This is a genomic window from Collinsella sp. CLA-JM-H32 (genome assembly GCF_040098165.1).
In the GTDB taxonomy this organism is placed as follows: Bacteria; Actinomycetota; Coriobacteriia; order Coriobacteriales; family Coriobacteriaceae; genus Collinsella.
Window position 1 is genome coordinate 18,949 of sequence record NZ_JBBNMZ010000006.1, and the last position, 24,703, is coordinate 43,651.

The 24,703-nt window shown below is 61.5% G+C and carries 22 protein-coding genes and 1 tRNA gene; 19 read left to right on the top strand and 4 right to left on the bottom strand.

What is annotated here, in order from left to right:
• Position 1 precedes the first annotated feature (1 nt).
• The 4 genes from aroA to aroF are packed head-to-tail and all read right to left on the bottom strand — an operon-like array spanning position 2 to position 4,398.
• A complete protein-coding gene (gene aroA, locus AAA021_RS04825; protein ID WP_349088242.1) occupies positions 2-1,321 on the bottom strand; it encodes a 3-phosphoshikimate 1-carboxyvinyltransferase in 1,320 nt (439 codons plus the stop codon).
• On the bottom strand, positions 1,315-2,421 hold the full coding sequence (aroB, locus tag AAA021_RS04830) for a 3-dehydroquinate synthase (protein ID WP_349088243.1): 1,107 nt from the start codon (positions 2,419-2,421) through the stop codon (positions 1,315-1,317). The genes aroA and aroB overlap by 7 nt, the downstream gene beginning before the upstream one ends.
• A 36-nt stretch (positions 2,422-2,457) precedes the next feature.
• Positions 2,458-3,372, bottom strand: a complete 915-nt coding sequence (locus AAA021_RS04835; RefSeq protein WP_117564237.1) for a prephenate dehydrogenase/arogenate dehydrogenase family protein — start codon at positions 3,370-3,372, stop codon at positions 2,458-2,460.
• Between the two features lie 3 nt (positions 3,373-3,375).
• Complete coding sequence (gene aroF / locus AAA021_RS04840) at positions 3,376-4,398, bottom strand: 3-deoxy-7-phosphoheptulonate synthase (RefSeq protein WP_349088244.1); 1,023 nt, start codon at positions 4,396-4,398, stop codon at positions 3,376-3,378.
• Between the two features lie 204 nt (positions 4,399-4,602).
• Here aroF and AAA021_RS04845 point away from each other — a divergent pair.
• The 19 genes from AAA021_RS04845 to rsfS all read left to right on the top strand — a co-directional run bounded on the left by AAA021_RS04845 (position 4,603) and on the right by rsfS (position 24,482).
• A tRNA-Arg gene (locus tag AAA021_RS04845) sits at positions 4,603-4,679 on the top strand.
• 76 nt (positions 4,680-4,755) lie between these two features.
• A complete protein-coding gene (locus AAA021_RS04850; protein WP_349088245.1) occupies positions 4,756-7,479 on the top strand; it encodes an HAD-IC family P-type ATPase in 2,724 nt (907 codons plus the stop codon).
• Positions 7,480-7,582: 103 nt separating this feature from the next.
• Positions 7,583-8,725, top strand: a complete 1,143-nt coding sequence (locus tag AAA021_RS04855; RefSeq protein WP_349088246.1) for a zinc ribbon domain-containing protein — start codon at positions 7,583-7,585, stop codon at positions 8,723-8,725.
• Positions 8,726-8,832: 107 nt separating this feature from the next.
• Entirely contained in the window at positions 8,833-9,375 is a 543-nt protein-coding gene (locus AAA021_RS04860; RefSeq protein ID WP_006236059.1) for a peptidylprolyl isomerase, read from the top strand.
• Positions 9,376-9,386: 11 nt separating this feature from the next.
• Positions 9,387-10,691: a tetratricopeptide repeat protein gene (locus AAA021_RS04865; protein ID WP_349088247.1), complete on the top strand. Its 1,305-nt coding sequence runs from the start codon at positions 9,387-9,389 to the stop codon at positions 10,689-10,691.
• 127 nt (positions 10,692-10,818) lie between these two features.
• Positions 10,819-11,850 (top strand): rod shape-determining protein, encoded by a 1,032-nt coding sequence (locus AAA021_RS04870; protein WP_006236061.1) that lies wholly within the window; start codon positions 10,819-10,821, stop codon positions 11,848-11,850.
• A 78-nt stretch (positions 11,851-11,928) separates the two neighbouring features.
• Complete coding sequence (gene mreC, locus AAA021_RS04875) at positions 11,929-12,870, top strand: rod shape-determining protein MreC (protein ID WP_082421788.1); 942 nt, start codon at positions 11,929-11,931, stop codon at positions 12,868-12,870.
• Between the two features lie 11 nt (positions 12,871-12,881).
• The gene (locus AAA021_RS04880; protein ID WP_022094761.1) at positions 12,882-13,448 is read left to right on the top strand and encodes a rod shape-determining protein MreD; all 567 of its coding nucleotides are present in this window, start codon (positions 12,882-12,884) and stop codon (positions 13,446-13,448) included.
• Positions 13,449-13,461: 13 nt separating this feature from the next.
• Positions 13,462-15,531, top strand: a complete 2,070-nt coding sequence (mrdA, locus tag AAA021_RS04885; RefSeq protein ID WP_349088249.1) for a penicillin-binding protein 2 — start codon at positions 13,462-13,464, stop codon at positions 15,529-15,531.
• A 9-nt stretch (positions 15,532-15,540) separates the two neighbouring features.
• On the top strand, positions 15,541-16,767 hold the full coding sequence (locus AAA021_RS04890) for an FtsW/RodA/SpoVE family cell cycle protein (protein WP_195568686.1): 1,227 nt from the start codon (positions 15,541-15,543) through the stop codon (positions 16,765-16,767).
• A gap of 18 nt (positions 16,768-16,785) precedes the next feature.
• Entirely contained in the window at positions 16,786-17,715 is a 930-nt protein-coding gene (locus AAA021_RS04895) for a hypothetical protein (RefSeq protein ID WP_006236071.1), read from the top strand.
• Between the two features lie 10 nt (positions 17,716-17,725).
• A complete protein-coding gene (locus AAA021_RS04900) occupies positions 17,726-19,603 on the top strand; it encodes a TIGR03960 family B12-binding radical SAM protein (RefSeq protein WP_349088250.1) in 1,878 nt (625 codons plus the stop codon).
• Positions 19,600-20,412: a TIGR03936 family radical SAM-associated protein gene (locus tag AAA021_RS04905; RefSeq protein ID WP_055285117.1), complete on the top strand. Its 813-nt coding sequence runs from the start codon at positions 19,600-19,602 to the stop codon at positions 20,410-20,412. The genes AAA021_RS04900 and AAA021_RS04905 overlap by 4 nt, the downstream gene beginning before the upstream one ends.
• A 67-nt stretch (positions 20,413-20,479) precedes the next feature.
• A complete protein-coding gene (gene rplU, locus AAA021_RS04910) occupies positions 20,480-20,854 on the top strand; it encodes a 50S ribosomal protein L21 (RefSeq protein ID WP_349088251.1) in 375 nt (124 codons plus the stop codon).
• Between the two features lie 33 nt (positions 20,855-20,887).
• Entirely contained in the window at positions 20,888-21,145 is a 258-nt protein-coding gene (gene rpmA / locus AAA021_RS04915; protein WP_006236075.1) for a 50S ribosomal protein L27, read from the top strand.
• Positions 21,146-21,230: 85 nt separating this feature from the next.
• Positions 21,231-22,697 (top strand): GTPase ObgE, encoded by a 1,467-nt coding sequence (gene obgE / locus AAA021_RS04920; protein ID WP_349088252.1) that lies wholly within the window; start codon positions 21,231-21,233, stop codon positions 22,695-22,697.
• 3 nt (positions 22,698-22,700) lie between these two features.
• Positions 22,701-23,378 (top strand): nicotinate-nucleotide adenylyltransferase, encoded by a 678-nt coding sequence (gene nadD, locus AAA021_RS04925; protein WP_055285119.1) that lies wholly within the window; start codon positions 22,701-22,703, stop codon positions 23,376-23,378.
• Between the two features lie 87 nt (positions 23,379-23,465).
• The gene (gene yqeK / locus AAA021_RS04930) at positions 23,466-23,999 is read left to right on the top strand and encodes a bis(5'-nucleosyl)-tetraphosphatase (symmetrical) YqeK (protein ID WP_193221482.1); all 534 of its coding nucleotides are present in this window, start codon (positions 23,466-23,468) and stop codon (positions 23,997-23,999) included.
• A gap of 27 nt (positions 24,000-24,026) precedes the next feature.
• Positions 24,027-24,482 carry a ribosome silencing factor gene (gene rsfS / locus AAA021_RS04935; RefSeq protein WP_250787751.1) on the top strand — a complete coding sequence of 152 codons (456 nt, stop codon included), beginning with the start codon at positions 24,027-24,029 and terminating at the stop codon, positions 24,480-24,482.
• Positions 24,483-24,703: the final 221 nt, after the last annotated feature.

Genomic DNA, 24,703 nt, shown 5'->3' on the forward strand with positions numbered 1-24,703 from the left:
GCTATTCCTCCTCGAGCGTGACCTTGCCGCCCAGTAGGCGGTAGTGGTCGAAGAAATCGGGATAGGACTTGTTGACGGCCTCGGCGCCGTGGATCACGACCTCGCCGGTGGCGCGGCTCGCGGCGATGGCGGCCATCATGGCGATGCGGTGGTCGTTGTGCGAATCGACCTCGCCGCCAGTAAAGGCGTCGACACCCTTGATGATGAGGTCGTCACCGGCAATGCGTACCTGTGCGCCCAGTGCGGTGAGCTCGCGGGTGGTAGTGGCCAGACGGTCGGATTCCTTGATGCGCAGGCGGGCGCAATCGCGGATGAACGTGCGGCCTTGCGCCAGCGATGCCACGGCCGAGATAACGGGCACCAGGTCGGGGATGTCGTGGGCACTCATCTCAAAGCCGGCGAGCTTGTCGGACTGCACGGTGGCGGCGTTGGTGGAGCGCACGATGCGGGCGCCAAAGCGCGAAAGCGCGGCAAGCACGTTGCGGTCGCCCTGGGCCGAGCTCAGGGACACACCCTCGACGGTGATGGGATCGGAGCCGATGGCGCCGGCGCACAGCCAAAAGGCAGCGTTGGACCAGTCACCCTCGACGGCCACGTTACCGGGCGTGCGGTACGAGCCGCTGCTTACGCGGAAGTTCGTGACCTCGGGCTGGCCGTCTTTGGACGGAATACGTTCGACGTTGACCTCGACGCCAAAGGCCTTCATGGCCTGGATCGTCAGGTTGATGTAGGGGCGGCTCTCGATGAGGCCCGTTACCTGCACGCAGGAGGGCTGGGCGAGCAACGGGGCTGCCAGCAGCAGGCCGGAGATATACTGCGAGCTTACGTTGCCCGGCAGCACAAAGGTGCCCGGGCGCATGCGTCCGCTCGTCTTGAGCGGAAAACCGCCCAGACCCTGTAGGTCGCAGCCGGCGGCGATGATCTCGTCCGAGAGCGGCGAGAGCGGGCGGGCGCCCAGGCGGCCCTGGCCCACGAAGGTGGCATCCGCACCCAGCGCGCAGGCGACGGGCAGCATAAAGCGCAGCGTGGAGCCGCTTTCGCCGCAGTCAAGCGTGCCGCCGGCAAGGGCCTTGAGCAGGCCAAACTCAACACTCTTCATGGTAGGGTGGACCTGGAAGCCGTCCTCGACGGTCTCGATGCGGGCGCCGAGTGCCGTAAGGCAACGCACCGTGGCCTCGATGTCGGCGCAGGTGGTGTTGCAGGTGACGTGTGTCTCGCCGTTGGCAAGCGCAGCGCAGATGATCAGGCGATGTGCCATCGACTTGGACGCGATGGCGGGAACGGTGCCCTTGAGCGGGGACGGGGTGATGCGGGCTAGCATGCGGATGCGTCTCCCTTCTGGCCGAGGCCCTCGGCAATGAGTTCGTGGAAAGTGGAAAGCGGCGTGCGGTCGATGCTGCAGCGGCCAATGCCGTGCGGAATCACCAGGTCGATGGTGTCGCCCGCGCGCTTCTTGTCGTGGAGCGCCTCGGCAAAGACGGCATCGGCGGAAAGCTCGCAGCGAGTCTTGAGGCCGTGGCGGGCGCAGAGTTCCTCAATACGACCGGGCAGTGCAGCATCGCAGACGCCGTGCAGGGCCGCGGCGCGCGTGATGATGCCCATGCCGATCGACACGCAGTTGCCGTGTCCGAGCTCAAAGTGCTCGCAGGCCTCGACGGCGTGTCCGGCGCTGTGTCCAAAGTTAAGGAGCTTTCGCTGGTTGGTCTCGCGCTCGTCGGCGACGACCACGGCGCGCTTGATGTCGATATTGCGGGCGATGATGAGCGCTACGCGGGCCACATCGCGGTTGAGCAGCTCCAGCGTGAGCGGGGTCTTCTCCAGCTCGGCGAAAAGCTCCGGGTCGGCGATCACGGCGTGTTTCACAACCTCGCCGCAGCCGTCGGCGAACTGCTCGGGCGTGAGGGTGGCCAGGCACCCCACGTCAGCGATAACCACGCTCGGCTGCCAAAAAGCGCCGGCCAAGTTCTTGCCGGCAGCCAGGTCGATGGCGGTCTTGCCGCCCACCGACGAATCCACCATGGCGAGCAGGCTCGTCGGGATTTGCACAAACTTGCAGCCGCGCATGTAGGTGGCGGCCACAAAGCCCGCCACGTCGCCCACGACACCGCCGCCGAGTGCCACAATCACGTCGGAGCGCGAAAGCTCGTGCTCGGCCACAAACTCCAAAATGGCAACATAGGTTTCGGCGCGCTTATGGGCTTCGCCGGCCTCGAAGGTGCAGATGCTCACCTCGTAGCCTGATGCCTCTAGGCTCTGCTTAACGGGCATCTGGTAGAGCGGGCCCACGTTGGTGTCCGTCACGATGACGGCCTTGGTGCCGCCGGCAGTGGCGCGCACGAGCGGTCCCGTCTGCTCCAGCAAAAACGTGCCAACATGCACCTGGTAGGGGCGTGCAGTGTCGATATCGATGGTAATCGCCATAAGCTATGGTCCTTTCGACCTGGCGTGATAGGTGGTCTAGTGGGAGGCCTCGTCGTCGAGTGCGCGCTTAATGCGGTCGCCCTCGGCAAGGAGATTCTCCAGATAGCGCTGGTCGCGGTCCTTAAGGGCGCGGCTGTAGGCGCCGAGCGATTCGATCAGATGGTCGATCTCGAAGGCAAGCGCATCGGCGTCGTCGATCATGAGCTCGGACCACATCTGAGGATTGAGGTGCGCCACACGGGTGAGATCGCGGTAGCTACCGGCCGAAAAGCCGTGGTGGACCTGGGCAGTGGGGCTCTTGACGTAGGCGTTGGATACCACGTGCGCAAGCTGGCTCGTGAAGGCGATGACGCGGTCGTGCTCGGCGGCGCTGGTCACGCTGAACTTGCCAAAGCCCAAGGGGCGCACCATCTCGCGCACCTGGCCCAAAAGCTCCAGCTTAAGTGCGTCGTCCACCGCGGGCGGCACGAGCACGAGCGGGGCGCCCTGGAACAGGTCGGCGCGGGAGTGTGCGTAGCCCGAGTACTGCGTGCCCGCCATGGGGTGCGCGCCCACAAAGTAAAAGCCGTGCTCGCGGGCAAGCTCAAAGGCACGTTCGCACACGATGCCCTTGACGCCCACGGTGTCGATCACCACGGGACCCATGATGGCCTCGGTGTCGGTGGCGTCGGCGAGCGCTTGGGCGTGCGCCTCGAGCCACTCGATGCAGGCCTCGGGGTAGCAAGCCAGGACGATGATGTCGCATTCGCCGAGTGTCTTGTCGTTGAGCTCTCCGGCGACAGTGCCCATGCTGGCGGCTGTCATGACATCGTCATCGGGGTCCCAGGCCAGCACGCGGACGCCCGCCTGCGCATAGCCGCGGGCAAAACTGCCGCCGATGAGGCCAAGGCCCACGATGCCGGCGCACTTGGGGCCGCCCTGGTTAACGCGCGCGTTTCTCACCGTACCCATGGGCTACTCCATGGTCTCTTGGCAGACAACCTCGCGGATGGCGCGGATGCGGCGCATGGTGTCGTCGAACTGATCGGGGGTGAGGGCCTGGGCGCCGTCGGACCAGGCGCGGCTCGGCTCGTCGTGGACCTCGATTTCCAGGCCGTTGGCACCGCAGGCGGTCGCGGCGAGCGCCATGGGCTCAACATAGCGGGTGTAGCCGGTGGCGTGGCTGGGGTCGGCGACGACGGGCAGGTGCGAAAGGTGGTGCAGCACCGGCACGGCGTTGAGGTCGAAGGTATTGCGGGTGCGGGTCTCGAAGGTGCGGATGCCGCGCTCGCACAGGATGACGTTGTCGTTGCCCTCGCTCATGATGTACTCGGCGGCCATGAGCAACTCATCGATCGTGCCGGACATGCCGCGCTTAAGCAAGATCGGAGTCTGGGTCTTGCCGACCTCCTTGAGCAGGGGGAAGTTCTGGGCGTTGCGGGCGCCGATCTGCATGACGTCGATCTTCTTGTCCAGGAAGACCTGCACGTCGCGTGGGTCCATGATCTCGGTGACGATCGGCATGTCGAGCTCGGCAGACGCCTCGCACAGCAGGTCGAGGCCGGCGGGGCCCATGCCCTGGTAGGCGTAGGGGGAGGTGCGGGGCTTGTAGGCACCGCCGCGCAGCATCGTGGCACCGGCGGCCTTCACGCGGCGTGCGATGCGGATGAGGTTCTCGCCCTCGACGGAGCAGGGACCGGCGATGACCTGGAACTGGCCGCCGCCGATCTTGACGCCGTGGCCGCAGTCGATGACGGAGTCCTCGGGGTGGAACTTGCGATTTGCGCGCTTGAACGGCTCGGAGACGCGCTGCACGCGCTCGACGACATCCATGGACTCGAGCAGGAACGGGTCGATCTTGGTCGTATCGCCCACCAGGCCGATAATCGTCTCGTTCTCGCCGCGCGAGACGTCGGTCTTCAGGCCTTTTTTCTCAATCCAGCTGACGATATGGCTGACGGCCTCGTCGCTGGCGCTCTGCTTTAGAATTGCAATCATGGTGTGCCTCTCACCTCGATGGATAACTTTTGCAAAAACGGCCCGCATTGCGAGCCGTGTATATATGGTGCATGAAAGTTTATACTATCTGACTCGCTTTTGCCTTCTAAAGTGGGCCGTTGCACCGCGTCTCCCACGTAATTGCAAAGCTTTTTCTTTTATTTTGATAGCCCGTGGTGCACTTGGGTATAATGCCAAACGTTGGCCCTATTAGCTCAGGGGATTAGAGCGTCTGCCTCCGGAGCAGAAGGCCGTTGGTTCGAATCCAACATGGGGCACCATCGAACGTAAGACCGTCCGAGCCTCGCATGGTCCGGGCGGTTTTTCTTATACCGACGCGACGTGATGGGACGTGGTATGGCAGCAACGGATATCGAGCGCGGACTCTCGACCGCCGAGGTCGAGGAGCGCATCGCCGCCGGTAAGATCAACCGCAGCATGGAGCTCAAGATCAAGTCGGTCAAAGAGCTCATCATCGAGAACCTCTGCACGCTGTTCAATTTGATCAACGTGATCTTGGCGTTCCTGGTTATTTTGACCGGTTCGTTTAAGAATCTGACGTTCCTGTTCGTGGTGTTCCTCAATACCGCCATTGGCGTCATTCAGTCCATGCGTTCCAAGAAGATGGTCGATAAGCTCACGCTGCTGACCTCCAAGAAGGCTATCGCGGTGCGCGACGGCGCCGAGGTGGAGCTCGACCTGGACCAGATCGTGCTCGACGACATCATCCGCCTGGGGCGCGGCGACCAGATTCCCGCTGACGCCGTGGTGGTTTCGGGCGAGGCGCTCGTGAACGAGAGCCTGCTGACGGGCGAGAGCGACCTTATTAAGAAACAGCCCGGTTCCGAGCTCATGAGCGGCAGCTTTATCGACTCGGGCCTGCTGCGCGCCCGCGTGATCCATGTCGGCGCCGACAACTACGTGGCCAAAATTAATAACGAGGCCAAATACGTCAAAAAGGTCAATTCCGAGATCATGAACGCGCTTAACGCCATCGTGCGCTTTGCGAGCATCATCATGATCCCGCTCGGTTTGGCGTTGTTTGCCTCGAGTGTGAGCGAGCTGTGGGATGCCGCGGGAACCCCGGGCGATAGCGCACTTTCGTGGTGCTTCTCCGAGCTGTTGGCTGGTCATGTGCCTTCGTCGGCGCTGCTGTCCACGGTGGGCGCCCTGCTGGGCATGATCCCGCAAGGCCTGGTGCTTCTGACCTCGTCGGTGCTCGCCATCGCCACAGTGCGCCTGGCTCGCCGCAAGGTGCTGGCACAGCAGCTCTACTGCATCGAGACGCTCGCTCGCGTCGACGTGCTGTGCCTGGACAAGACGGGCACCATCACGTCGGGCCGCATGGAGGTCGAGGGCACGTATCCGCTGCCGGTTGAGGGCGTGAGCCTAGGCGCCGGCTCGGACGCGGCGGCTGTTCCCGTCGATACCACGGTGCTCGATTTTGCGCTGGCTAACGTGGCGCGTGCGACTTCGGCCGATGCCAACGAGACCTGCCAGGCGCTGCTCAACTATTACGCCGACCGTCCGGTCGAGGTGTCTGAGCCGCTGTCGGTCATTCCGTTCTCGTCCTCCAAAAAGTGGAGTGGCGCGTCGTTTGCGCAGGGCTCCTATGTGATGGGTGCGGCGCAGTTTGTGCTCTCTGATCGTGTGTTTTCGCAGGTCGAGAACCGTGTCGCCGAGCTTGCCGATACCTGCCGCGTGCTCGTGGTGGCGCGCGTGGACGGCTTTACGCCCGATGGCGATATGGTGGGCGAGGCCGAGCCCGTGGGCTTTGTAACCATCCGCGACGAGATTCGTACCTCGGCGGCCGAGACTATTGGCTACTTTAACGAGCAGGGCGTGACCCTCAACGTGATCAGTGGCGACGACCCGCGTACGGTGTCGTCGATCGCGCGCGTGGTGGGCGTGCCGGGGGCGGACGCCTATGTAGACGCCACGACGCTCGATACGCCGGCCAAGCTCGATGCCGCAGTGGACCGCTACCATGTCTTTGGTCGTGTGACCCCGCAGCAGAAGCGCGAGCTCGTGCAGGCGCTCAAGCGCCGCGAGCACACCGTGGCCATGACGGGCGACGGCGTCAACGACGTGCTGGCGCTTAAGGAGGCCGACTGCTCCGTGGCCATGGCAGCCGGCTCCGATGCCGCGCGTAACGTGGCCGAGATCGTACTTGTCGACAACGACTTTGCCTCGATGCCCGCCGTGGTGGCCGAGGGCCGTCGCTCCATCAACAACCTGCAGCGTTCGGCCTCGCTGTTCCTGACCAAGACGCTGTTTTCGATGGGCCTGGCGGCGCTGTGCATCGCGCTGCCGCCGTACCCCTTCGAGCCCATCCAGATGACGCTCATTAACTTCTTCTGCATCGGCGCGCCGGGCTTTGTGTTGGGCCTGGAGCCCAACAATGCTCGCGTGAAGGGTGCGTTTTTGACCAACGTACTCAAGCGTGCACTGCCGGCGTCGATTGCGGTCATTTTGGCTGTGGCGCTCGATATCTTTGTGGCGCGCGTGTTTGGCTTTAGCCAGCTCACGCTGTCTACGATGTGCCTGCTTACGTCGTGCGCGGCGAGCGTCAGTCTGATCTGGCGCATCTCGCAGCCTCTCACGCCCTTGCGTGTGGTGCTCTTTGTGTTTGTAGTCGCCGGCATCTTGGTGGGCGTTATCGGATTCCCGGAGCTGCTGTCCATTGCCAACCTGTCGATGGGCCAGATGGTTATCTTGGCTGTCATCGTGGTCTTTACCTGCTCGGTGTTCTTTAAGCTCGCCACGATGATGGATTCGCTCAAGCCGCGTCGTCGTCATGCCGCAACTGGTTTTGGCCGCGGCGTGCGCGTCCGCCTGGGTCGCGGTGGCGGCAAGGTGAGCTCGACGGGTTCGACGGCCGAGCGTTTTGCCAAGCGCTTCGCCGCCGACATGGCGCAGCGCCGCGAAGATCGCACCGTTCGCGAGGCCGAGGCCCGCGCGCTCGAGGGCGTGACCCAGGCCCAGCCCAAGAAAAAGAGGAGTGCCGGAGCCAAGCGCTCTCGCGTGACCAAGTCCGCCCAAGGCATCAAAGTCTCGATGCCAAGCAAAAAGAAGAAGTAACTACGCGCTCTGCCGATGTTGAATTGGTGCCTTGCTCCTGTGGGGCCGTGGCGATGTTATGCTCTAACCTCGATTGTTTGAATTGCTTCGAAAAGAGGATGCCGTGATCTGCCCGCATTGCCTTAAGACTATCGAGGACGGCGCCTCGTTCTGCCCCTACTGCAACGCCTATGTGGGTCCGGGCGATGGCCCCGAGCACACTGAGTTCGTGTTCTGTGAGGGCTGCGGTGCCCGTCTTTCTCCGCATGATCGTACGTGCCCCAAATGCGGACGCCCCGCTCCGGGTATCCTCTCCGAGGACGCGGCCGCATCCGACCTGGCAGCGGGCCGCACGGCGGGCTTTCCGCGCCTAACGCAAGAGCAGATCGATACCGAGGTGCCGCATGCGCCGACCTCTGCCGCTGCGGTGCTTTCGGACGCCGCTGACCCCAATGAGACCTGCGTGCTGCCGGCTTTCGATAAGGATTTCGGTATCCCCAAGGTCGATATTCCCACGCCCGTTTCCCTGCATGACGATGCTCAAAAAGCCAAGCGCAAGGTGCATTCCGACGAGGACGCCTATCACAAGCACAAGCGTCATATCCCCAAGCCGCTCATCGTCATCGCGGTCCTTGCCGTCGTTTGCGGCGGTGCCTATTGGTTCGTGACGACCGATCCCATGGGTGTCATGCCTGGCTTCTACGACCAGTTTGGCCAAGCTGCACAAACCACCTTCCCCACGCGCCAAAAAGGCGAGGCGACTGAGGACGATACCAAGCAAGACGATTCTGCCGAGGTGGTCCAGGAAGAAACCGTGCTCACCGATGATCAGCTCTATACCAGGCTCGACGGTCTGTATCAGACCATCGTGTCCTACGGTGACGAGGACCAGATCGGCGAGGTCATCGATTCCTTTAACAACGGCTATCTCCGAACGCCGCTGTCCACCCGTCAGGAGCTGTCGCAGAGTGCCTACGCCCTGCGTGACCAGATTAAAAAGACGCAAGATGAGCTCAGCAACCTTAAGTACCAGGACGATACGGTCTATGCGGACGACATTGCCCACTTAAAGCAGCTTGCCGAGTGGATGTATGAGCGCGTCGACGTGATCTGCCAGAGTTGGGACATCTCGCTGGCCATTCCCGATGGCGAGTCGATGAGTTCTCACCAAAGCGAGATCCTGGCGCCCATCGCTCAGAGTGGCAACAGCGCGCTTAATCAGTACGACGCCAACGTGGGCTCCTGGAAGCCGCAGCAGCGTTCCTAAAATTAGTTCGCCATAGTCGGCATAACCTACGTGCGCAATTGATGTAAGCGCATGCTTATTGCTACAATTCGTACAAATATGCTTTAAACGCACGAGGAAGGAACCACATGTTTGGTTTTAAGAAAGAGCTCTACACGCCCGAGTATCAGCTTGCCGGCGACGAGTGCGCCGTTATCGAGACGTCGAAGGGTACCATCAAGGTCAAGTTTGACGGCGAGGGTGCTCCCATTCATGTCGCGAACTTCTGCGAGCTTTCTACGATGGGCTTCTATGATGGCCTTAAGTTCCATCGCTATGTGCCCGGTTTTGTCATCCAGGGCGGCGACCCCAATACCCGCGATATGTCCGGCGCCGACGTCGCCGCTGGTCTTGAGGGCCCCGACGGCATGCCCGGTACCGGTGGCCCCGGCTACTGCATCAAGGGCGAGTTTGCCACCAATCCGCGCAACAGCCATGTCGATGGTGCCCTTGCCATGGCACGCTCCATGGACCCCGATTCCGCGGGTTCGCAGTTCTACTTCTGCCTGGGCGCCCAGCATAACCTCGATTCCGGTTACACCGTCTTTGGTACCACGGTCGAGGGTCTCGATGTGATTTCGCAGCTGCGTGCCGGCGACGAGATCGTCCATGTCGAGATCGTTCACGAGTAAAGGGGACTTCCTTGAATAGCCAGCTGATCCAACAGGGCCGCGCCGCTTACCGCGCGGGTGATTTTTCCGCTGCAGCCCAGATGCTTGGGGCGGCAAAGACTCCCGATGAGATTATGGGCGAGGCCGATCACCTTCGTGGCAACGCCTTGATGCACCTGGGCATGTATGCCGAGGCCGCCGAGGCTTATGCTGCCGCCCTCAACGACGGCACCTACGGCAAGCGCGGCGCGCTGCTCACCAACCGCGGCAAGGCGCTCGCCGCCGTGGGCGACTACACGACGGCCGCCCAGGCGTTCTCTGCTGCTACGCAGGATGCTTCCTATGCCACGCCGTTCAAGGCCTATCTGGGCCTGGGCAATACGCTGTTCCAGTCGGGCGATTATGCCAACGCGGGTACTGCCTTCCGTCAGGCTGCCATCGACGGCGCCAATCCGGCTCCTGCCGCCGCACTCGGCGAGCTCGGTCGTTGCTTCATTAAGCTCGGCCGTCCGGCGGATGCCGTGGAGACCTACCGCACGGCTATCGACTTTGCCGGCCCCCGCGACGACACGCGTGCGCTCAATGCCGGCATGGGTCAGGCGCTTTCTGCCGCCGGCCGTCCCTCCGACGCACTCGACGCCTTTAACGCCGCTACTGCCGATGGCATCTACCAGCTCACTTCCGAGCAGGCCGATGAGCTTGCCCGCGTGCATGATTCGCTTGCCGCACTGTCTGCCCAGACGGCTATGGCCACGGCTCCGGCGCCCGCGATGGACGCTCCTGCCGTCGATCCGCTCGATCCTACGGGCGCGACCGGTCAGTTTATGCCCGATCCCTCGGACACCGGCTTCTTTACGCTGTCCGAGTCCGAGATGGTCCAGCAGGACCGTCAGGATCGTAAGCAGGCCAAGGTCCGTCGTCGCCATCGCCACACGGGTCTCAAAGTCTTCATCGTGCTGCTTCTGCTCATTTTGATTGCTGCGGGCGGTCTGGGCTTTGCTTACACGCGCGGCTTTGGCTTCCCCTCGCAGGAGTCGGTTATCACCGATCTGTTCCAGGCTGCCGGCGACGGTGACACCGCAAAGGCCGAGTCTTGCCTTGCATCGAGCCTGTCCGAGGACGCCAAGTCTATGATCATCTCCTCGATTCCGCAGGGTGCCACCGTGTCCGTCGAGGGCATGGATCAGTCCATGACCGAGACGACCGCCAAGGTGAAGGCATCGCTGTCCAAGGGCGGCGAGCAGGAGTACACCGTCAAATTCGTGCGCTCCGACAACCATATCGGCTGGGCCGTTTCCTCGCTCGATATGGATTTCTCGGCTGCTGACAACCAGTAGTGACCTTATGGGATTTAGCTTTGCCCGGTGCTTCACCGCAAGTGAGGTGCCGGGCTTGCGCTAGTATGATGAGCTAGTAGTTTTCCAGCAATCATCCAACACATCAGGAGTTGCGTTGTTTTCTTTGATGGATATGTTCTTCGGTAGCTATGCGGGCGATCTTGCCATCGACCTCGGCACCGCAAATACGCTTGTCTCCGTGCGCGGCAAGGGCATTGTCATTCGCGAGCCCTCTGTTGTCGCCATCGACAAGAACGACGAGCGCATCCTGGCGGTCGGTATCGAGGCAAAGCGCATGCTCGGCCGTACGCCCGGCAACATCGTGGCCGTTCGTCCCCTGAAGGACGGCGTCATCGCCGACTTCGATGTTACCGAGGCCATGCTTCGCTACTTTATCGACAAGGCTTCCGAGAAGCGCTATCCGTGGACCCCGCGTCCGCGCGTTGTCGTTTGCGTTCCCTCCGGCGTCACGTCGGTCGAGAAGCGTGCCGTCTTTGAGGCTACGATCCAGGCCGGCGCTCGCCAGGCCTATCTGATCGAAGAGCCTATGGCCGCCGCTATCGGCGCCGACCTGCCCGTCGAGGAACCCACCGGCTCCATGGTCATCGACATCGGTGGCGGTACCACCGAGGTTGCCGTTATCGCTATGGGCGGCATCGTCGTCTCGCAGTCCATCCGTATTGCCGGCGACGAGTTCGATCAGGCCATCCTCACGCACGTTCGTGATGCCTACAACCTGGCCATCGGCGAGCGTACGGCAGAGGACATCAAGATCAAGGTCGGCTCCGCCGTGCCGCTCAAGGACGAGCTCGACGTCGAGGTCAACGGCCGCGACGTGATCACCGGTCTGCCCAAGACCGTGCGCATCGAGAGCGAGGAGATCCGTCGCGCGCTCAACAAGCCGCTCGACGAGATGGCCAAGGCCGTTAAGGACGCCCTCGATGCCACGCCGCCCGATCTTGCCTCTGACCTTATGTACTACGGCATTTTGCTGACCGGTGGCGGCGCGCTGCTGCGCGGTCTCGACGTGCGCCTGCGCGATGAGACCGGCGTTTCGGTCAACGTCAGCCCCACGGCGCTCGATAACGTCGTTAACGGCTGTGCCCGCGTGCTCGAGGCCAATGCGTTTGATGGCGGCTTCGTCCAGACCAATGCTTAATTTCCAAAAGGTGGATTCCATTTGGCACGATCTTCGGGTTTCTCCACAAATCTGAATACCAAGCGACAATCAACGGGTATGCGCCCGTTGATTGTTTTCAGCCTGATTTCGGTGTTGCTGCTCACGTTTTACATCCGCGAGGGCGAGGCAGGGCCGATTCATGCCGTGCGTTCGGGCGTAACGACGATTACCTCTCCGGTGCGCTTTGTGGGCTCGGCTGTGGCGGCTCCCTTCAATGCGATTGGCAACGTGTTCTCTAACCTAACGGCGTCGCAGGACACGCTCGACGAGCTCAAGAAGCAAAATGAGGAGCTGACCTCTAAGGTCGCCGAGCTTTCTGAGGCTCAAAAGACTGCCGAGCGCCTGGAGGGCCTGGTCGGGCTGCAATCGACCTACAACCTCAAATCGACCGCAGCTCGTATCGTTGGTGCCTCCGGCGATGCCTGGACCTCGACCGTTACCATCGACAAGGGCTCTGCCGACGGCCTTACCATCAACATGCCCGTGACGAGTTCTGCCGGTGTTATCGGCCAGATTATCGAGGTATCGGCCAAGACCTCTACCGTGCGCCTGATTGGCGACGAGAACTCGGGCGTGTCCGCCATGGTGCAGGACACGCGCGCCCAGGGTATGCTGCAGGGTCAGGCTGACGGCACGCTGCGTCTTGAGTACGTGAGCGTCGACTCCGATGTTAAGGTTGGCGACATCATCGTGACCTCTGGCATCGGTGGCGTGTTCCCCAAGGGCCTTCCGCTTGGCACCGTCTCGTCGGTTGAGAAATCGGCAAACGACGTGTACTACACCATTGTGGTGCGCGCTCAGACCACGGCCGAGAACAACGAGGAAGTGCTGGTCATCACCTCGCTGACCGACGAACAGTCGGCCTCGGATGAGGACGTGAGCACGGCCAACAGCACGCCGCAGGGAACGTCGCGCGATGCTGCGACCAAGACGAAGGACGAGAGCTCGGATGACAGTTCCGACACGTCCGAGACGACCGATTCTGGCTCGAGCGAATAGGGGGCATGTCCATGGATCTACACGAGCAGGGGATGAGCTCCCGCACGTTTGTAATCGCCGCCATTGTGTGTGTGCTGCTGCAGGCAGGCCTGGCACCGCAGATCTCCATTGCGGGAGGTCGCGTCAACTTCATGATTATCCTGGTGTGCCTAAGCGTGTTCTCGGGCGACCCGACCCGTGCCGTCGTGTGCGGTTTTTGCAGCGGCTTGTTTTATGACCTGTCCGCTGCCGTGCCGGTGGGCGTTATGTCGCTCCTGCTGACCGTGGGTTCTTTTGCCCTGGTGCACAGCGCCGTCGGTCAGACGGGCGGTACCCCGAGTGCGCGCGGCGTCACCGTGGGCGCCTTTGCGCTCGTCATTAATGTGATCTACAGCATCATCTTGCTGTTTATGGGTTTGGAGACGAGCTTTGTCGTGGCGATCTTCGGCCATGCGCTGCCGTCCTCGATCCTGACGGGTCTGGTTGCCATTCCGTTTTTGATGTCCGGCGTCGTGCCGCAGTCCGGCTATGGATTCTCCGCACGTGGCGGACGCCAGACGGGTATGCGCTTTAAGCCCAAGACCCGCAAGCTCAAATAGGGGAGGCCCGTAGATGTCTTCCCAGATGACGGTTATTATCGCCGGTATCGTGCTGGTTGTGGCCATCGTGGTCGCGCTGGTCGTCATGCGTCGTGGCGATTCCCGTTTTACCTACGATACGCAGCATGGAACGGCCCCGCGCGCCACCGAGGGCGAGGGCAATACCGCGTCGACCGCCTTTAAGGGCCGCTTTTCCATCCTCACCACGGGTGTGGGCGCGATGTTTGCGGCGCTTGCCGTCAAGCTGTGGGGCATGCAGATGGTCTCATCGGACTATTACGAGAAGCAGGCCAATAGTAATCAGACTCGCACCGTTACAACACCCGCTGTGCGCGGTCGCATCCTCGACCGCAATGGCGTGGCGCTTGTCCAGAACCGTCCCTCACTTGCTGTCGTGGCCTACCGCGACCTTGCCGAGGATGAGGTTCTGGTTCGCCATCTTGCCAACGTGCTTGGAATGCCTTACGTGGCGGTCCTTCGTAATATTCAGGACAATACAGAGGGCGCTCAGAGCCTGCATACCATCGCGACGGACGTCCGTCGCTCCACGGTTGCCTATATTCAGGAGCATGCCGGCGAGTTCCCGGGCGTCAAGATTGCCGAGCGTACCGAGCGCCAGTATCCATACGGCGAGACGGCATGCCATATCTTGGGCTATACCGGCACCATTACCTCCGAGCAGCTCGAGGCCCAGAATAAGAAAACCTCTGGCGATGATGATGCTTCTGCTGGCAAGATTACGTACCAGTCGGGCGATATCGTGGGCCAGGCGGGCGTTGAGAGCTACTACGAAAACCTGCTACAGGGTATTCGTGGCGAGCAGACCGTCAAGGTCGATGCCTCGGGCAATGTGACCGGTCAGGCCGGCGCCGTGCCCGCGAAGGCCGGCTCCGACATTAAGCTCACGCTCGACCTTAAGATCCAACAGGCCTGCGAGACGGCGCTGGCGAGCGCTATCGAGCTTGCCAAGACCACTGGCTACAGCAATGCCGGCAACGGCGCTGTGGTGTGTCTCGATCCCAACAATGGCGAGATCCTGGGCATGGCGAGCGAGCCCAAGTTCGATCCGTCCGTCTTTATCGGCGGCGTCTCAAATGACGTGTGGACCGAGCTCAATGATGACAAGGGTTCGCACCCGCTGCTCAACCGCGCCATTAGCGGACAGTACATGTCGGCTTCGACCATCAAGCCGCTCTCGGCACTGGCCGGTCTTGAGTTTGGAACCTACACTTCAACGCAGACAACCAACTGCACGGGCTATTGGACGGGCCTGGGCAAGGCTTGGGGCAAGCGCTGCTGGCTGACGTCTGGCCACGGCACCATGACGCTGCAGTCGGGTATTGCCAACTCGTGCGACCCTGTCTTCTACGACATGGGCAAGGCGTTCTTTTATGACGAGCAACATCCCGAGGGCCTGCAGGAGGTCTTTCGTCGCTGGGGTCTAGGCAAAACCTGCGGTATCGATCTGCCGAGTGAGGGCGCGGGCCGTATTCCCGATGCCGAGTGGAAAGAGTCGTACTTCACCGACGCCTCTGCCGAGGACCGCAAGTGGAATGCCGGCGATATGACCAACATTGCCATCGGCCAGGGTGACATCCTGGTGACGCCCCTGCAGATGGCGTGTGCCTATATGGGTCTTGCCAACGGCGGCAAACAGTACGTGCCTCATGTGTTTTTGTCTGCCGTGTCGCGCGATGGCGACGGCGATGCCTATAAGTACAACGGCAAGGGCAAGAAGAAGCGCCTGGAGGCCAAGATCAACAGCGATTCGGATTTGGCTCTTGTTCGCAACGGCATGCACGACGTGATTTACACGGCATCGACGTCCCTGGCGGCTCACTTTGGCACCCTGACGCCGCAGGTATACGGCAAGTCGGGCACGGGCGAGAAAAGTGGTGAGGACGAATACGCGTGGTTCTGCGCCTATGCACCGGCCGATGACCCCAAGTATGTCATCGCTACCGTCCTGGAGCAGGGCGGCGGTGGCTCAGATACCGCGATGCATGTCGTGCGTGACGTTCTCGGCGTGATTTATGACGAGCCCGATACCTCTTCGGCTTCGGGCGATTCTTCGGTTCGATAGGAGGTTGCGATGGATTTTTCTCCGGCGGATCTGTTCCGTTCAACCAAGACCGGCTCTCGCAGCAGCCTGGACCGCGTCAACAAGCAACTTTCGGCCTCGCGCGGCACGTTTCGCCAAAAGGTGCATATCGGTGTGCTCGTGGCTACTGTGGCGCTCGTCGCCTACGGTGCCATCATTATCTGGTCGGCTTCGCAGTTTAAGGCCGATGCTTCGTTCTCACGCCATCTGCTGGGAATTGGCATCGGAGCGGTGCTGGCGGTGCTGGTCTGGCGCTCCGACCTGCGCGGTATTTCCAATTTCTCGACGGCGTTGCTCGTCATCGACCTGATCGTGATCCTCTCGCCCAAGATTCCGGGTCTGTCCTATACGGGCGGTCTGGGCATGACGGGCTGGATCAAGATTCCCGGTATCGGCTTGACATTCCAGCCGGTTGAGCTTGCCAAGCTCATCACCATCTTCTTTATTGCTACGCTTGGCTCGCAGTATAACGGTCGCATCGATACCGTTCGCGACTACGTCAAGCTCTGCGGCATGCTGTCCATTCCGTTTTTGGCCGTCGTTGCCATGGGCGACCTGGGCTCGGGCCTGGTCGTGCTGGTTTCGGGCGCCATCGTCATCTGTATGAGCGGTGCACGCCGCGAATGGGTGCTGTCGACCCTGGCCCTGCTCGTGGGCCTGGTGGCCCTCGTCCTGGCGCTCGATTCGGTCTTTGACTCGTTGCTTGGCCACGATGTGCTCATCAAGCAGTATCAGATGAACCGTCTGACGGTCTTTATCGACCCCGATAATGCCGATTCGGACGATGCGTACAATCTGCAGCAGTCGTTGATCGCGGTCGGCTCGGGCGGTTTCTTTGGTAAGGGCCTGGGGCATGCGACGCAGTCGGCCGGCGGCTTTCTGCCTGAGTTCCACACCGACTTCGTCTTCGCCTTCCTTTCCGAGACCTTTGGTTTTTGCGGTTCCTTTTTTCTCTTGTGCCTCTACGTGCTGCTGATCTTTTCGACGATTCGCGTCGCCTTTAAGTGTGAGTCGCTGTTCCTGCGTCTGTCGTGCGTAGGTATCGTCGGCATGTGGGCATTCCAGACCTTCGAGAACATCGGCATGTGCATCGGCATGATGCCGATTACCGGTATTCCGCTACCGTTTATTAGCTTTGGTTCGTCTTCGATGATGATCCAGCTGCTGACGGTGGGTATCGTACAATCCATATGGCGGCATCGTTCGGGCGCCGCGTAACCGCTGGAGGGGTTTGCTATGAAAATTCCCGTAGATAAGCTGACCCGCGCTTTTAAGATGGGCGCGTCCGTTAAGAAGGATTCCGATACGCCGGTGCGCGTCTCGGTCTATCTGGATTCGTCCGCCTCGCGCTTTCTGGCCGAGACGGTGCGTGACGCCTTTGTGCCGCAGACGACCTCGGGCATTGTGCGCGTCGAGCGTCTGGGGGAGGAGCGAATTGCTCCAAAGACCGATACCGATGTGGTGCTGGTGCTCTCGTGTGGTTCCGACCGCTTGGAGAGTGCCGTGCAGGAGCTCGTGATCGCCGGTGCGCCCGTGTGCGTGCTTGCCGAGTCTGCTGTGGAGGTGCCGTTTATCGAGGAGTCTACGCCCATGCTCGGCGTGGTAGCGGCAACCGATAAGACGTATCTGCTCGAGACGCTTGCCCGCTGGATTCTCGATCGCACCGACAAGGAAACGGCTTTTGCGGCGAACTTTGCCTTCATGCGCATCGCGGCGGCCAATCGTATCATCACCTCGTGCGCGCTCACCAATATGGCGACCGGCGCGCTGGTGTTTTTGCCGGGCGCCGATTATCCCGTTATGGCGCTGGCGCAGGTGGGCATGCTCTTTGAGCTCGCTGCCGTCTTTGGACGCGGCATTAAGCCTGAGCGCGGCTACGAGGTCGCGGGCGTGCTTGCCGGCGGTCTTGTGATCCGAGCGGTCACCCGCGCACTTGTCAAGCAGACGCCGCATATTGGGTTTGCCGTCAAGGCGCTCACTGCTGCCGCGGGCACCTATGGCATGGGCCGTGCGCTCGTTTCGCTCTACGAGCGCGATGTCGACTACAGTCGTGCCAACGAGGTGGTTACTGCTACGTTCTCCCGCGTTCGCGATCTCGTAACCACGGTCGCGGGCGCTACCCGTCCTATGGCGTCCTATCAGGACGCATCAGATCTCGCTGCTTAGGGGTTTTCCGTTGCGCGTTGCATACCAAGACTGTTTTCATTTAATTGAGCCGTTGCTCGCCAAGGTCGAGAAGCCGAGTCGCTATATCGATCACGAGTGGGGCACGCTTTCCAAGGCCGATGCCGACTACCGTTGCTGCCTGATCTACCCGGATGTGTACGAGGTCGGTCTGCCCAACCAGGGCATCGCCATCCTCTACAACATCCTTAACCAGGCCGAGGGCATCTCCTGCGAACGTGGCTATGTGCCGTGGCCCGATATGGGTGATGCCATGCGCGAGGCGGGTATTCCGCTGCTCTCGCTCGAGGGTGCAGCGCCGGTCGCTTCGTTTGATATCGTCGGTCTGCATGTGCCGCACGAGATGGCGGTGACGAACTTCCTCGAGGCTCTCGACCTCGCTGGCATTCCGCTGTTAGCGGCCGACCGCACCGAGGACGACCCCATTATCATCGCCGGCGGTCCCTCGGTGTACAACCCCGAGCCGTACGCGGCCTTCTTCGATGCCATCCTCATCGGTGAGGGTGAGGAATCGCTGCTCGAGACCTGTCAGCTGCATCGCCGCCTGCGTGACGAAGGAGTCCCGCGCGCGCAGATTGTTGAGCAGCTTGCATCCATTGCCGGCAACTACGTGCCGTCGCTCTATGAGGTTCGTCACGACGAGCCCTGCTCGCCGCATGGCTACACCGTGCCGCGTGAGGGCAAGGATGCGCCGACCGTGGTCTACAAGCGCGTCGTCGAGGATTTCGGCGCCACGAATCCGCTGTCGCAGTCGTGCGTGCCCTATGCGCAGCTGGTCCACGACCGCCTGTCGATCGAGATCCTGCGCGGCTGCGCCCGCGGCTGTCGTTTTTGCCAGGCCGGCATGACGTATCGCCCGGTGCGCGAGCGCTCGGCCGACCAGATCGTCTCGTCGGTGATTCAGGGTCTGGAAAAGACCGGCTATGACGAGGTGTCGCTGACCTCGCTTTCCACGACCGACCACTCCTGCATTCGCGACGTGCTCGGCAGGCTCAACCGTCGCCTGGAGGATACGGGTATACGCGTGTCTATTCCGTCGCAGCGCCTGGATTCGTTTGGCGTGGATATGGCCGAGTCGGTCGCCGGCGAAAAGAAGGGCGGCCTGACGTTCGCGCCCGAGGCCGGCAGCCAGCGCATGCGCGACATCATTAACAAGAACGTGACCGAGGAGGACCTGGACCGTGCGGCCAAGGCGGCCTTCGAGGCCGGCTGGAACCGCATGAAGCTCTACTTTATGATGGGCCTTCCCGGCGAGCGCGATGAGGACATCGTGGCCATCGCCAATCTGGCCGATCACGTGCTGGAGCTCGGTCGTTCCGTGGTGCCCAAGGCTCGTCGCGGCTCGATCTCGGTGTCCATCTCGGTTTCGGTCTTTATCCCCAAGGCTGCCACGCCGTTCCAGTGGTGCCCGCAGCTCGACTACGACGACGTCAAGCGTCGCCAGAAGTTGCTTATCACGAGCGTTCGCAACCGTGCCGTCCGCGTGCATTACCACGATGCCGAGACCTCGCTCATCGAGGCCGCGCTTTCCCGCGCCGGTCGTGACATGACGCCCGTCATCATCGATGCTTGGCGCTCGGGCTCTCGCTTTGACGCCTGGGTAGAGCATTTCTCGCTCGATAACTGGAAGGAAGCTGCTGCCAAAAACGGCATCGACCTCAATGAGCTCGTGCACCTGCCCTACGAGTTGGACTGGCGCCTGCCGTGGGAGCACGTGAGCCCCGGCTGCACGCGCGGCTTCCTCGAGCGCGAGTACCGTCGCTCGCTCGAGGGCGTCACGACTCCCGACTGTACCCGCACGTCGTGCACCGGCTGCGGGATCTGCCCCACGCTCCACGCCAAGAATGTATTGATGGGTGATCGCGCATGAGTGAGCGCCTGACCGACAACCCCTCGCTCTTTAGGCTTCGTGTTCGCTATGGCAAGCGCGATCGCCTTAAGTACCTGGGCCATCTCGAAGTAATCCATACCATTGAGCGCATCGTGCGCCGTGCGGGACTTCCCTATGCCGTCACGCAGGGCTTCTCTCCGCACATGCGCGTGGGCTTCTCTTCGGCGCTGCCGGTGGGTACGTCGTCGACCTGCGAGTGGTATGACCTGTTTATGACCGAGTTCGTGGCGCTCGACGAGGCGTTTGGGCGCCTGGCTGCGGCGTCTCCGGCCGATCTGGCGCCCATCGAGGCGGCGTACATCGACGTGCGCACGCCGGCGTTGACGGCGCAGCTCACGCGCCTGTCGTATCGCATCGACCTGCACTTGGATCCCGAGGCGCCCGTAAGCGCCGACGAGGTGCGTCGTGCGATCGACACGCTGCGCGCGGGCCACGGCATCGACTACGCGCGCGGCAAAAAGAGCAAGCGCTTGGATTTGGATCACACGCTCGTGGGCTATGAGCTCACGGCGGGGGAGCGCCCGGACCATTTGGTGCTCATGCTCGACACCCATGCCGACAACGAGGGCTCCATGCGTCCGGAAATTTTGCTTTCTGCTGCTGATGTTTTGTTGCAGGGCTTGACCCCGGGCGTGGATGCACCTATTGTTTCCACCGGTATGCAAGACCTCGTGACCATCTGCTCCTACGATGTCGAGCGTCAGAATCAAGCATGCGAGGACGACGAGGGCCGACTCGTCAGCCCCATACCTGTGCGAACTTGTGGATTTGCTCCACATACTCGTTGACGGGGGTATTTTCGCCTGCTACTATATTCGGCTGTTGCACTAACTGATGCATGAAGGGCAAGTAAACATGTACGCAATCGTTAACACGGGCGGCAAGCAGTACAAGGTCGCCACCGACGATGTCATCACCGTCGAGAAGATCGAGGGCAATGAGGGCGACAAGGTCACCCTGCCGGTTATCTTCCTCAACGATGGTAAGAGGATCGTCACCGATCCCGACAAGCTGGCCAAGGCCAAGGTTACCGCTCAGATCGTTGAGCAGTTCAAGGGCGAGAAGCAGCTGGTCTTCAAGTTCCACAAGCGCAAGCGCTATCGTCGTCTGAAGGGTCACCGTCAGCAGCTCACCAAGCTGAAGATCGTTAAGGTTCAGGCTACCTCCCGCGCCAAGAAGGCTGTCAAGGCAGAGGCTGAGGCTGTTGCCGAGGCTCCCGTCGCCGAGTAGATTACACTCGTAACGAAAGAGTAGGTATACACAATGGCACACAAAAAAGGACTCGGTTCCTCCCGTAATGGCCGTGACTCCCGCGGTCAGCGCCTTGGCACGAAGCGCTATGCCGGCCAGACGGTAACCACGGGCACGATTCTCGTCCGTCAGCACGGCACGCACATCCACCCGGGTGAGAACGTTGGCCGTGGTAAGGACGACACGCTGTTCGCGCTGGTCGACGGTACCGTTGAGTTCCACAAGGGTATCAAGCACAGGGTCAGCGTACGCCCGCTCGCGAACGCGTAATTCACCCTTCATAGAGCACATATGTGGGAGGCACTTGAGTTTTAGGATTCAAGGGTCTCCCTCTTTTTTGTAGGAGGCGATTCTGTTGTCACAGTTCACCGATATCAGCCGCATTAACGTGTGCGGCGGCGACGGCGGAGCCGGATGCATGTCGTTTAGGCGCGAGGCATTTGTCCCCAAGGGCGGCCCCGATGGCGGCGACGGCGGTCGTGGCGGCAATGTCGTCATCCAGGCCGATGCTCAGCTGTCTTCGCTGATCGATTACCGCTTTAAGCATCACTTTCGCGCCGAGCGCGGCACGCACGGGCAGGGTGCCCGTCGTAACGGCAAGAGCGGCGAGGACCTGATTCTCAAGGTCCCTATGGGTACCGTGGTGCGCGAGCTCGATCCCGAGACGCAGACCCCGATGTTTGAGATTGCCGACCTGGTGCACGACGGCGAGCGCGTCGTCGTGGCGCCCGGCGGTGCCGGCGGTCTGGGCAACACGCACTTTGTGACGTCGGTGCGTCGCGCTCCGGCCTTTGCCCAGTTGGGCGAACCGGCCGAGGAGCACTGGATCGAGCTCGAGATGAAGCTTATGGCCGATGCCGCGCTCGTGGGCTTTCCCTCCGTGGGTAAGTCATCGCTCATCGCGCGCATGAGTGCCGCCCGTCCCAAGATTGCTGACTACCCGTTTACCACGCTCGTGCCGAACCTCGGCATGGTGCGTGCCGGTGAATATTCTTACGTCGTTGCCGACGTCCCCGGTCTTATCGAAGGCGCGAGCGAGGGTAAGGGCCTGGGTCACCAGTTCCTGCGCCACATTGAGCGTACGGCCCTGATCATGCACGTCGTCGACATGACGGGTGGTTTTGAGGATCGCGATCCGGTCGAGGATTACCACATCATCAACCGCGAGCTCGAGCAGTATGGCGCCGAGCTTTCGGAGCGTCCGCAGATCGTCGTTGCCAACAAGTGCGATGCGCCGGGCACGGCCGACAAGATTGCCGACCTCAAGCGCGCAGCGCTCGACGATGGACATATGTTCTTTGCCGTGTCTGCCGTGACGGGCGCCGGCCTCAACACGCTGATGCTTGCCGTGGGCGAGCAGGTGGCTAAGCTGCGCGCCGAGTTGGCTGTCTCGGATGAGCCGGTCGTTCTGCGCGACGATGAGTGGGAGCGCCGTCGCCTGCAGCGTGAGAAGCGTTTCCGCATTGTTCAGGAAGAGCCCGGTGCCTTCCGCGTGGTCGGTCGTGCCATTGAGCGTATGGTCATCCAGACCGACTGGGAAAACGAGGAAGCCGTCATTTACCTGCAGCATAAGTTTGCGCGTATGGGTGTTGACGACGCGCTCGAGAAGGCCGGTTGCCGTGCGGGCGACGAGGTCCGCATTTGCCAGCGCGCCTTTGACTTTGAGGGCGCCGAGGACTTCTCGGAGTACGAGGAGCTCGAGGATGCTGGCGAGGACGTTGCCGTTGAAGCCATTGACGTGGCCGATGCTGCGGATGAGGGAGTCGAGGTTGTCGATGCGGCGGATGCCGCGGGCGATACCGAGACACCGGAGGGCGAGTAAGCCATGTCGCTGCGCGGTGGAATCGGTCTGCCCGAGCTTCCTCTAGAGGACGGGCAGGAGTTTAGGCTCGGCATTATGGGTGGCACCTTTGATCCCATCCATTACGGGCACCTGGTGACCGCCGAGCAGGCGCGCGAGTCGCTCGACTTGGACGCTGTGCTCTTTATGCCGGCGGGTTCTCCTGCCTTTAAGCTTGACAAGCCGGTGACGCCTGCCGAGGACCGTTATGCCATGACGGTCCTCGCCACCGCCGCGAACCCGGCTTTTTTGGCGAGCCGGTTCGAGATCGACCGCCCGGGCGTAACCTATACGGCCGATACGCTTCATGCCCTTCGCGACTTTTACCCGCCGCAGGTAAAGCTCTACTTTATTACGGGCGCCGACGCGATCATCGATATCGTGACCTGGCATGATGCCGAACGAATCGCTGAGCTTGCTACCTTTATTGCGGCGACACGACCGGGCTTTGATATCGATACGGCGCGTGCCCGAATCAAAGAGTCGGGGCTGCCGTTCGACGTGCGCTATATTCAGATTCCAGCGTTGGCGATCAGCTCGACGAACATTCGTAAGCGAGTTGCCCGCGGTATGAGCGTGCGCTATCTTACGAGCGAGTCCGTGCTCGGCTACATTCGCAAACGCAGGCTATATGCCGATTTGGGCCAAGAAGATTTTGAGTGATGGGGGTCTACGTTGTCGGTAGAGGATCAGTTTGAGGGCGATGAGCGCGCGCTGCTCAAGCGCATTCAAGAGCTGCTTGATGTTCGCATGAAGGATAAGCGCAAGCGCTATGTGCATTCGCTGGGTGTTGCCGAGACCGCACTTCATCTGGCCGAGGTCTACGGCGTTGACCGCTTTGATGCCGCTGCCGCCGGCCTGATCCATGACTGGGACAAAGTGCTCTCCGACGATGAGCTGGTCACGCGCGCTCTGCATTACGGCATTAAGATTGCCGGCTCTCCTTCCGCCGCGACGCCGCTTTTGCATGGCCCTGTTGCCGCCTATGAACTTCCGCAGCTTTTTCCCGAGCTGTCGCCGGCGGTCTTTCAGGCTGTCGACCGTCACACCGTGGGCGCTTGCGACATGACGCCGCTCGATATGGTGGTCTTTGTGGCTGATGCCATCGAACCCAACCGCCACGGCGATTATGCCCATGCGCTGCGCAAGATGGTGGGGGAGTCGACGCTCGATGAGTTGTTCTTCTCCTGTTTTGCGCAGGGTCTGGTCTATGTGATCCAGTCCGGGCGCTATCTTTATCCCACGGCTATTACGATTTACAACCATTACGCCCAGCTGCGCTAGCTCGGGCTGTCTAGAAAGAGGTATTCCATGGCCGACGAGACCATGACCGACGAGCAGATTCTTGAAGGCGTGGAGCACAAGAGCTTCGCCGCCACGTCCGACCGCACTGCCGCCTCGCTGTCCGCGAGCGGTGTCGCCGCCGAGGATGTCGCCCGCGCCGCCGCGCAGGCCGCCTACGACAAGAAGGGCGAGGACGTTCAGGTGCTCGACCTGACCGAGCTTTCCGATGTGTGCGACTACTTTGTGCTTGCCACCGGTGCCAACAACCGCCAGGTCGATTCAATTGTCGACGAGATCGAGGAGAAGGTCGCCGAGGCTTGCGGCGAGCATCCGTTCTCCATCGAGGGCCGCGAGCAGAAGACTTGGATGCTCATGGACTACGGTTCGGTTGTCGTCCACGTCTTCACTCCCGAAGCCCGCGACTTCTACCGCCTCGAGAAACTCTGGGGAGACGCCCCCCAGCTCCCCCTCAATCTCCTCTAGTAGCTCATTTGAGACGGGGTTTAGCTACCCTCACGCATATCGCCGGGCAGTTGCGGTTTTCCGCAGCTACCCGGCTTTCTTTTTGCCCAAAGTAGCTAATTTGGGACGGGGCTTTTTTAGCTACTACCTACCGTTCGCCGATAGAAGCGAGTTGCGGTTCATTGCGTGATATTTAGCTTTCCGACTCGGGTAACGTATTTGTTATCTGTAGAGGAGGAGAT

Excerpts from the sequence above, each read along its gene's own strand:
- aroA (WP_349088242.1), bottom strand. The coding sequence starts at position 1,321 with ATGCTAGCCCGCATCACCCCGTCCCCGCTCAAGGGCACCGTTCCCGCC.
- aroB (WP_349088243.1), bottom strand. The coding sequence starts at position 2,421 with ATGGCGATTACCATCGATATCGACACTGCACGCCCCTACCAGGTGCAT.
- AAA021_RS04835 (WP_117564237.1), bottom strand. The coding sequence starts at position 3,372 with ATGGGTACGGTGAGAAACGCGCGCGTTAACCAGGGCGGCCCCAAGTGC.
- aroF (WP_349088244.1), bottom strand. The coding sequence starts at position 4,398 with ATGATTGCAATTCTAAAGCAGAGCGCCAGCGACGAGGCCGTCAGCCAT.
- AAA021_RS04850 (WP_349088245.1), top strand. The coding sequence starts at position 4,756 with ATGGCAGCAACGGATATCGAGCGCGGACTCTCGACCGCCGAGGTCGAG.
- AAA021_RS04860 (WP_006236059.1), top strand. The coding sequence starts at position 8,833 with ATGTTTGGTTTTAAGAAAGAGCTCTACACGCCCGAGTATCAGCTTGCC.
- AAA021_RS04870 (WP_006236061.1), top strand. The coding sequence starts at position 10,819 with ATGGATATGTTCTTCGGTAGCTATGCGGGCGATCTTGCCATCGACCTC.
- mreC (WP_082421788.1), top strand. The coding sequence starts at position 11,929 with ATGCGCCCGTTGATTGTTTTCAGCCTGATTTCGGTGTTGCTGCTCACG.
- AAA021_RS04880 (WP_022094761.1), top strand. The coding sequence starts at position 12,882 with ATGGATCTACACGAGCAGGGGATGAGCTCCCGCACGTTTGTAATCGCC.
- mrdA (WP_349088249.1), top strand. The coding sequence starts at position 13,462 with ATGTCTTCCCAGATGACGGTTATTATCGCCGGTATCGTGCTGGTTGTG.
- AAA021_RS04890 (WP_195568686.1), top strand. The coding sequence starts at position 15,541 with ATGGATTTTTCTCCGGCGGATCTGTTCCGTTCAACCAAGACCGGCTCT.
- AAA021_RS04895 (WP_006236071.1), top strand. The coding sequence starts at position 16,786 with ATGAAAATTCCCGTAGATAAGCTGACCCGCGCTTTTAAGATGGGCGCG.
- AAA021_RS04905 (WP_055285117.1), top strand. The coding sequence starts at position 19,600 with ATGAGTGAGCGCCTGACCGACAACCCCTCGCTCTTTAGGCTTCGTGTT.
- rplU (WP_349088251.1), top strand. The coding sequence starts at position 20,480 with ATGTACGCAATCGTTAACACGGGCGGCAAGCAGTACAAGGTCGCCACC.
- rpmA (WP_006236075.1), top strand. The coding sequence starts at position 20,888 with ATGGCACACAAAAAAGGACTCGGTTCCTCCCGTAATGGCCGTGACTCC.
- nadD (WP_055285119.1), top strand. The coding sequence starts at position 22,701 with ATGTCGCTGCGCGGTGGAATCGGTCTGCCCGAGCTTCCTCTAGAGGAC.
- yqeK (WP_193221482.1), top strand. The coding sequence starts at position 23,466 with ATGAAGGATAAGCGCAAGCGCTATGTGCATTCGCTGGGTGTTGCCGAG.
- rsfS (WP_250787751.1), top strand. The coding sequence starts at position 24,027 with ATGGCCGACGAGACCATGACCGACGAGCAGATTCTTGAAGGCGTGGAG.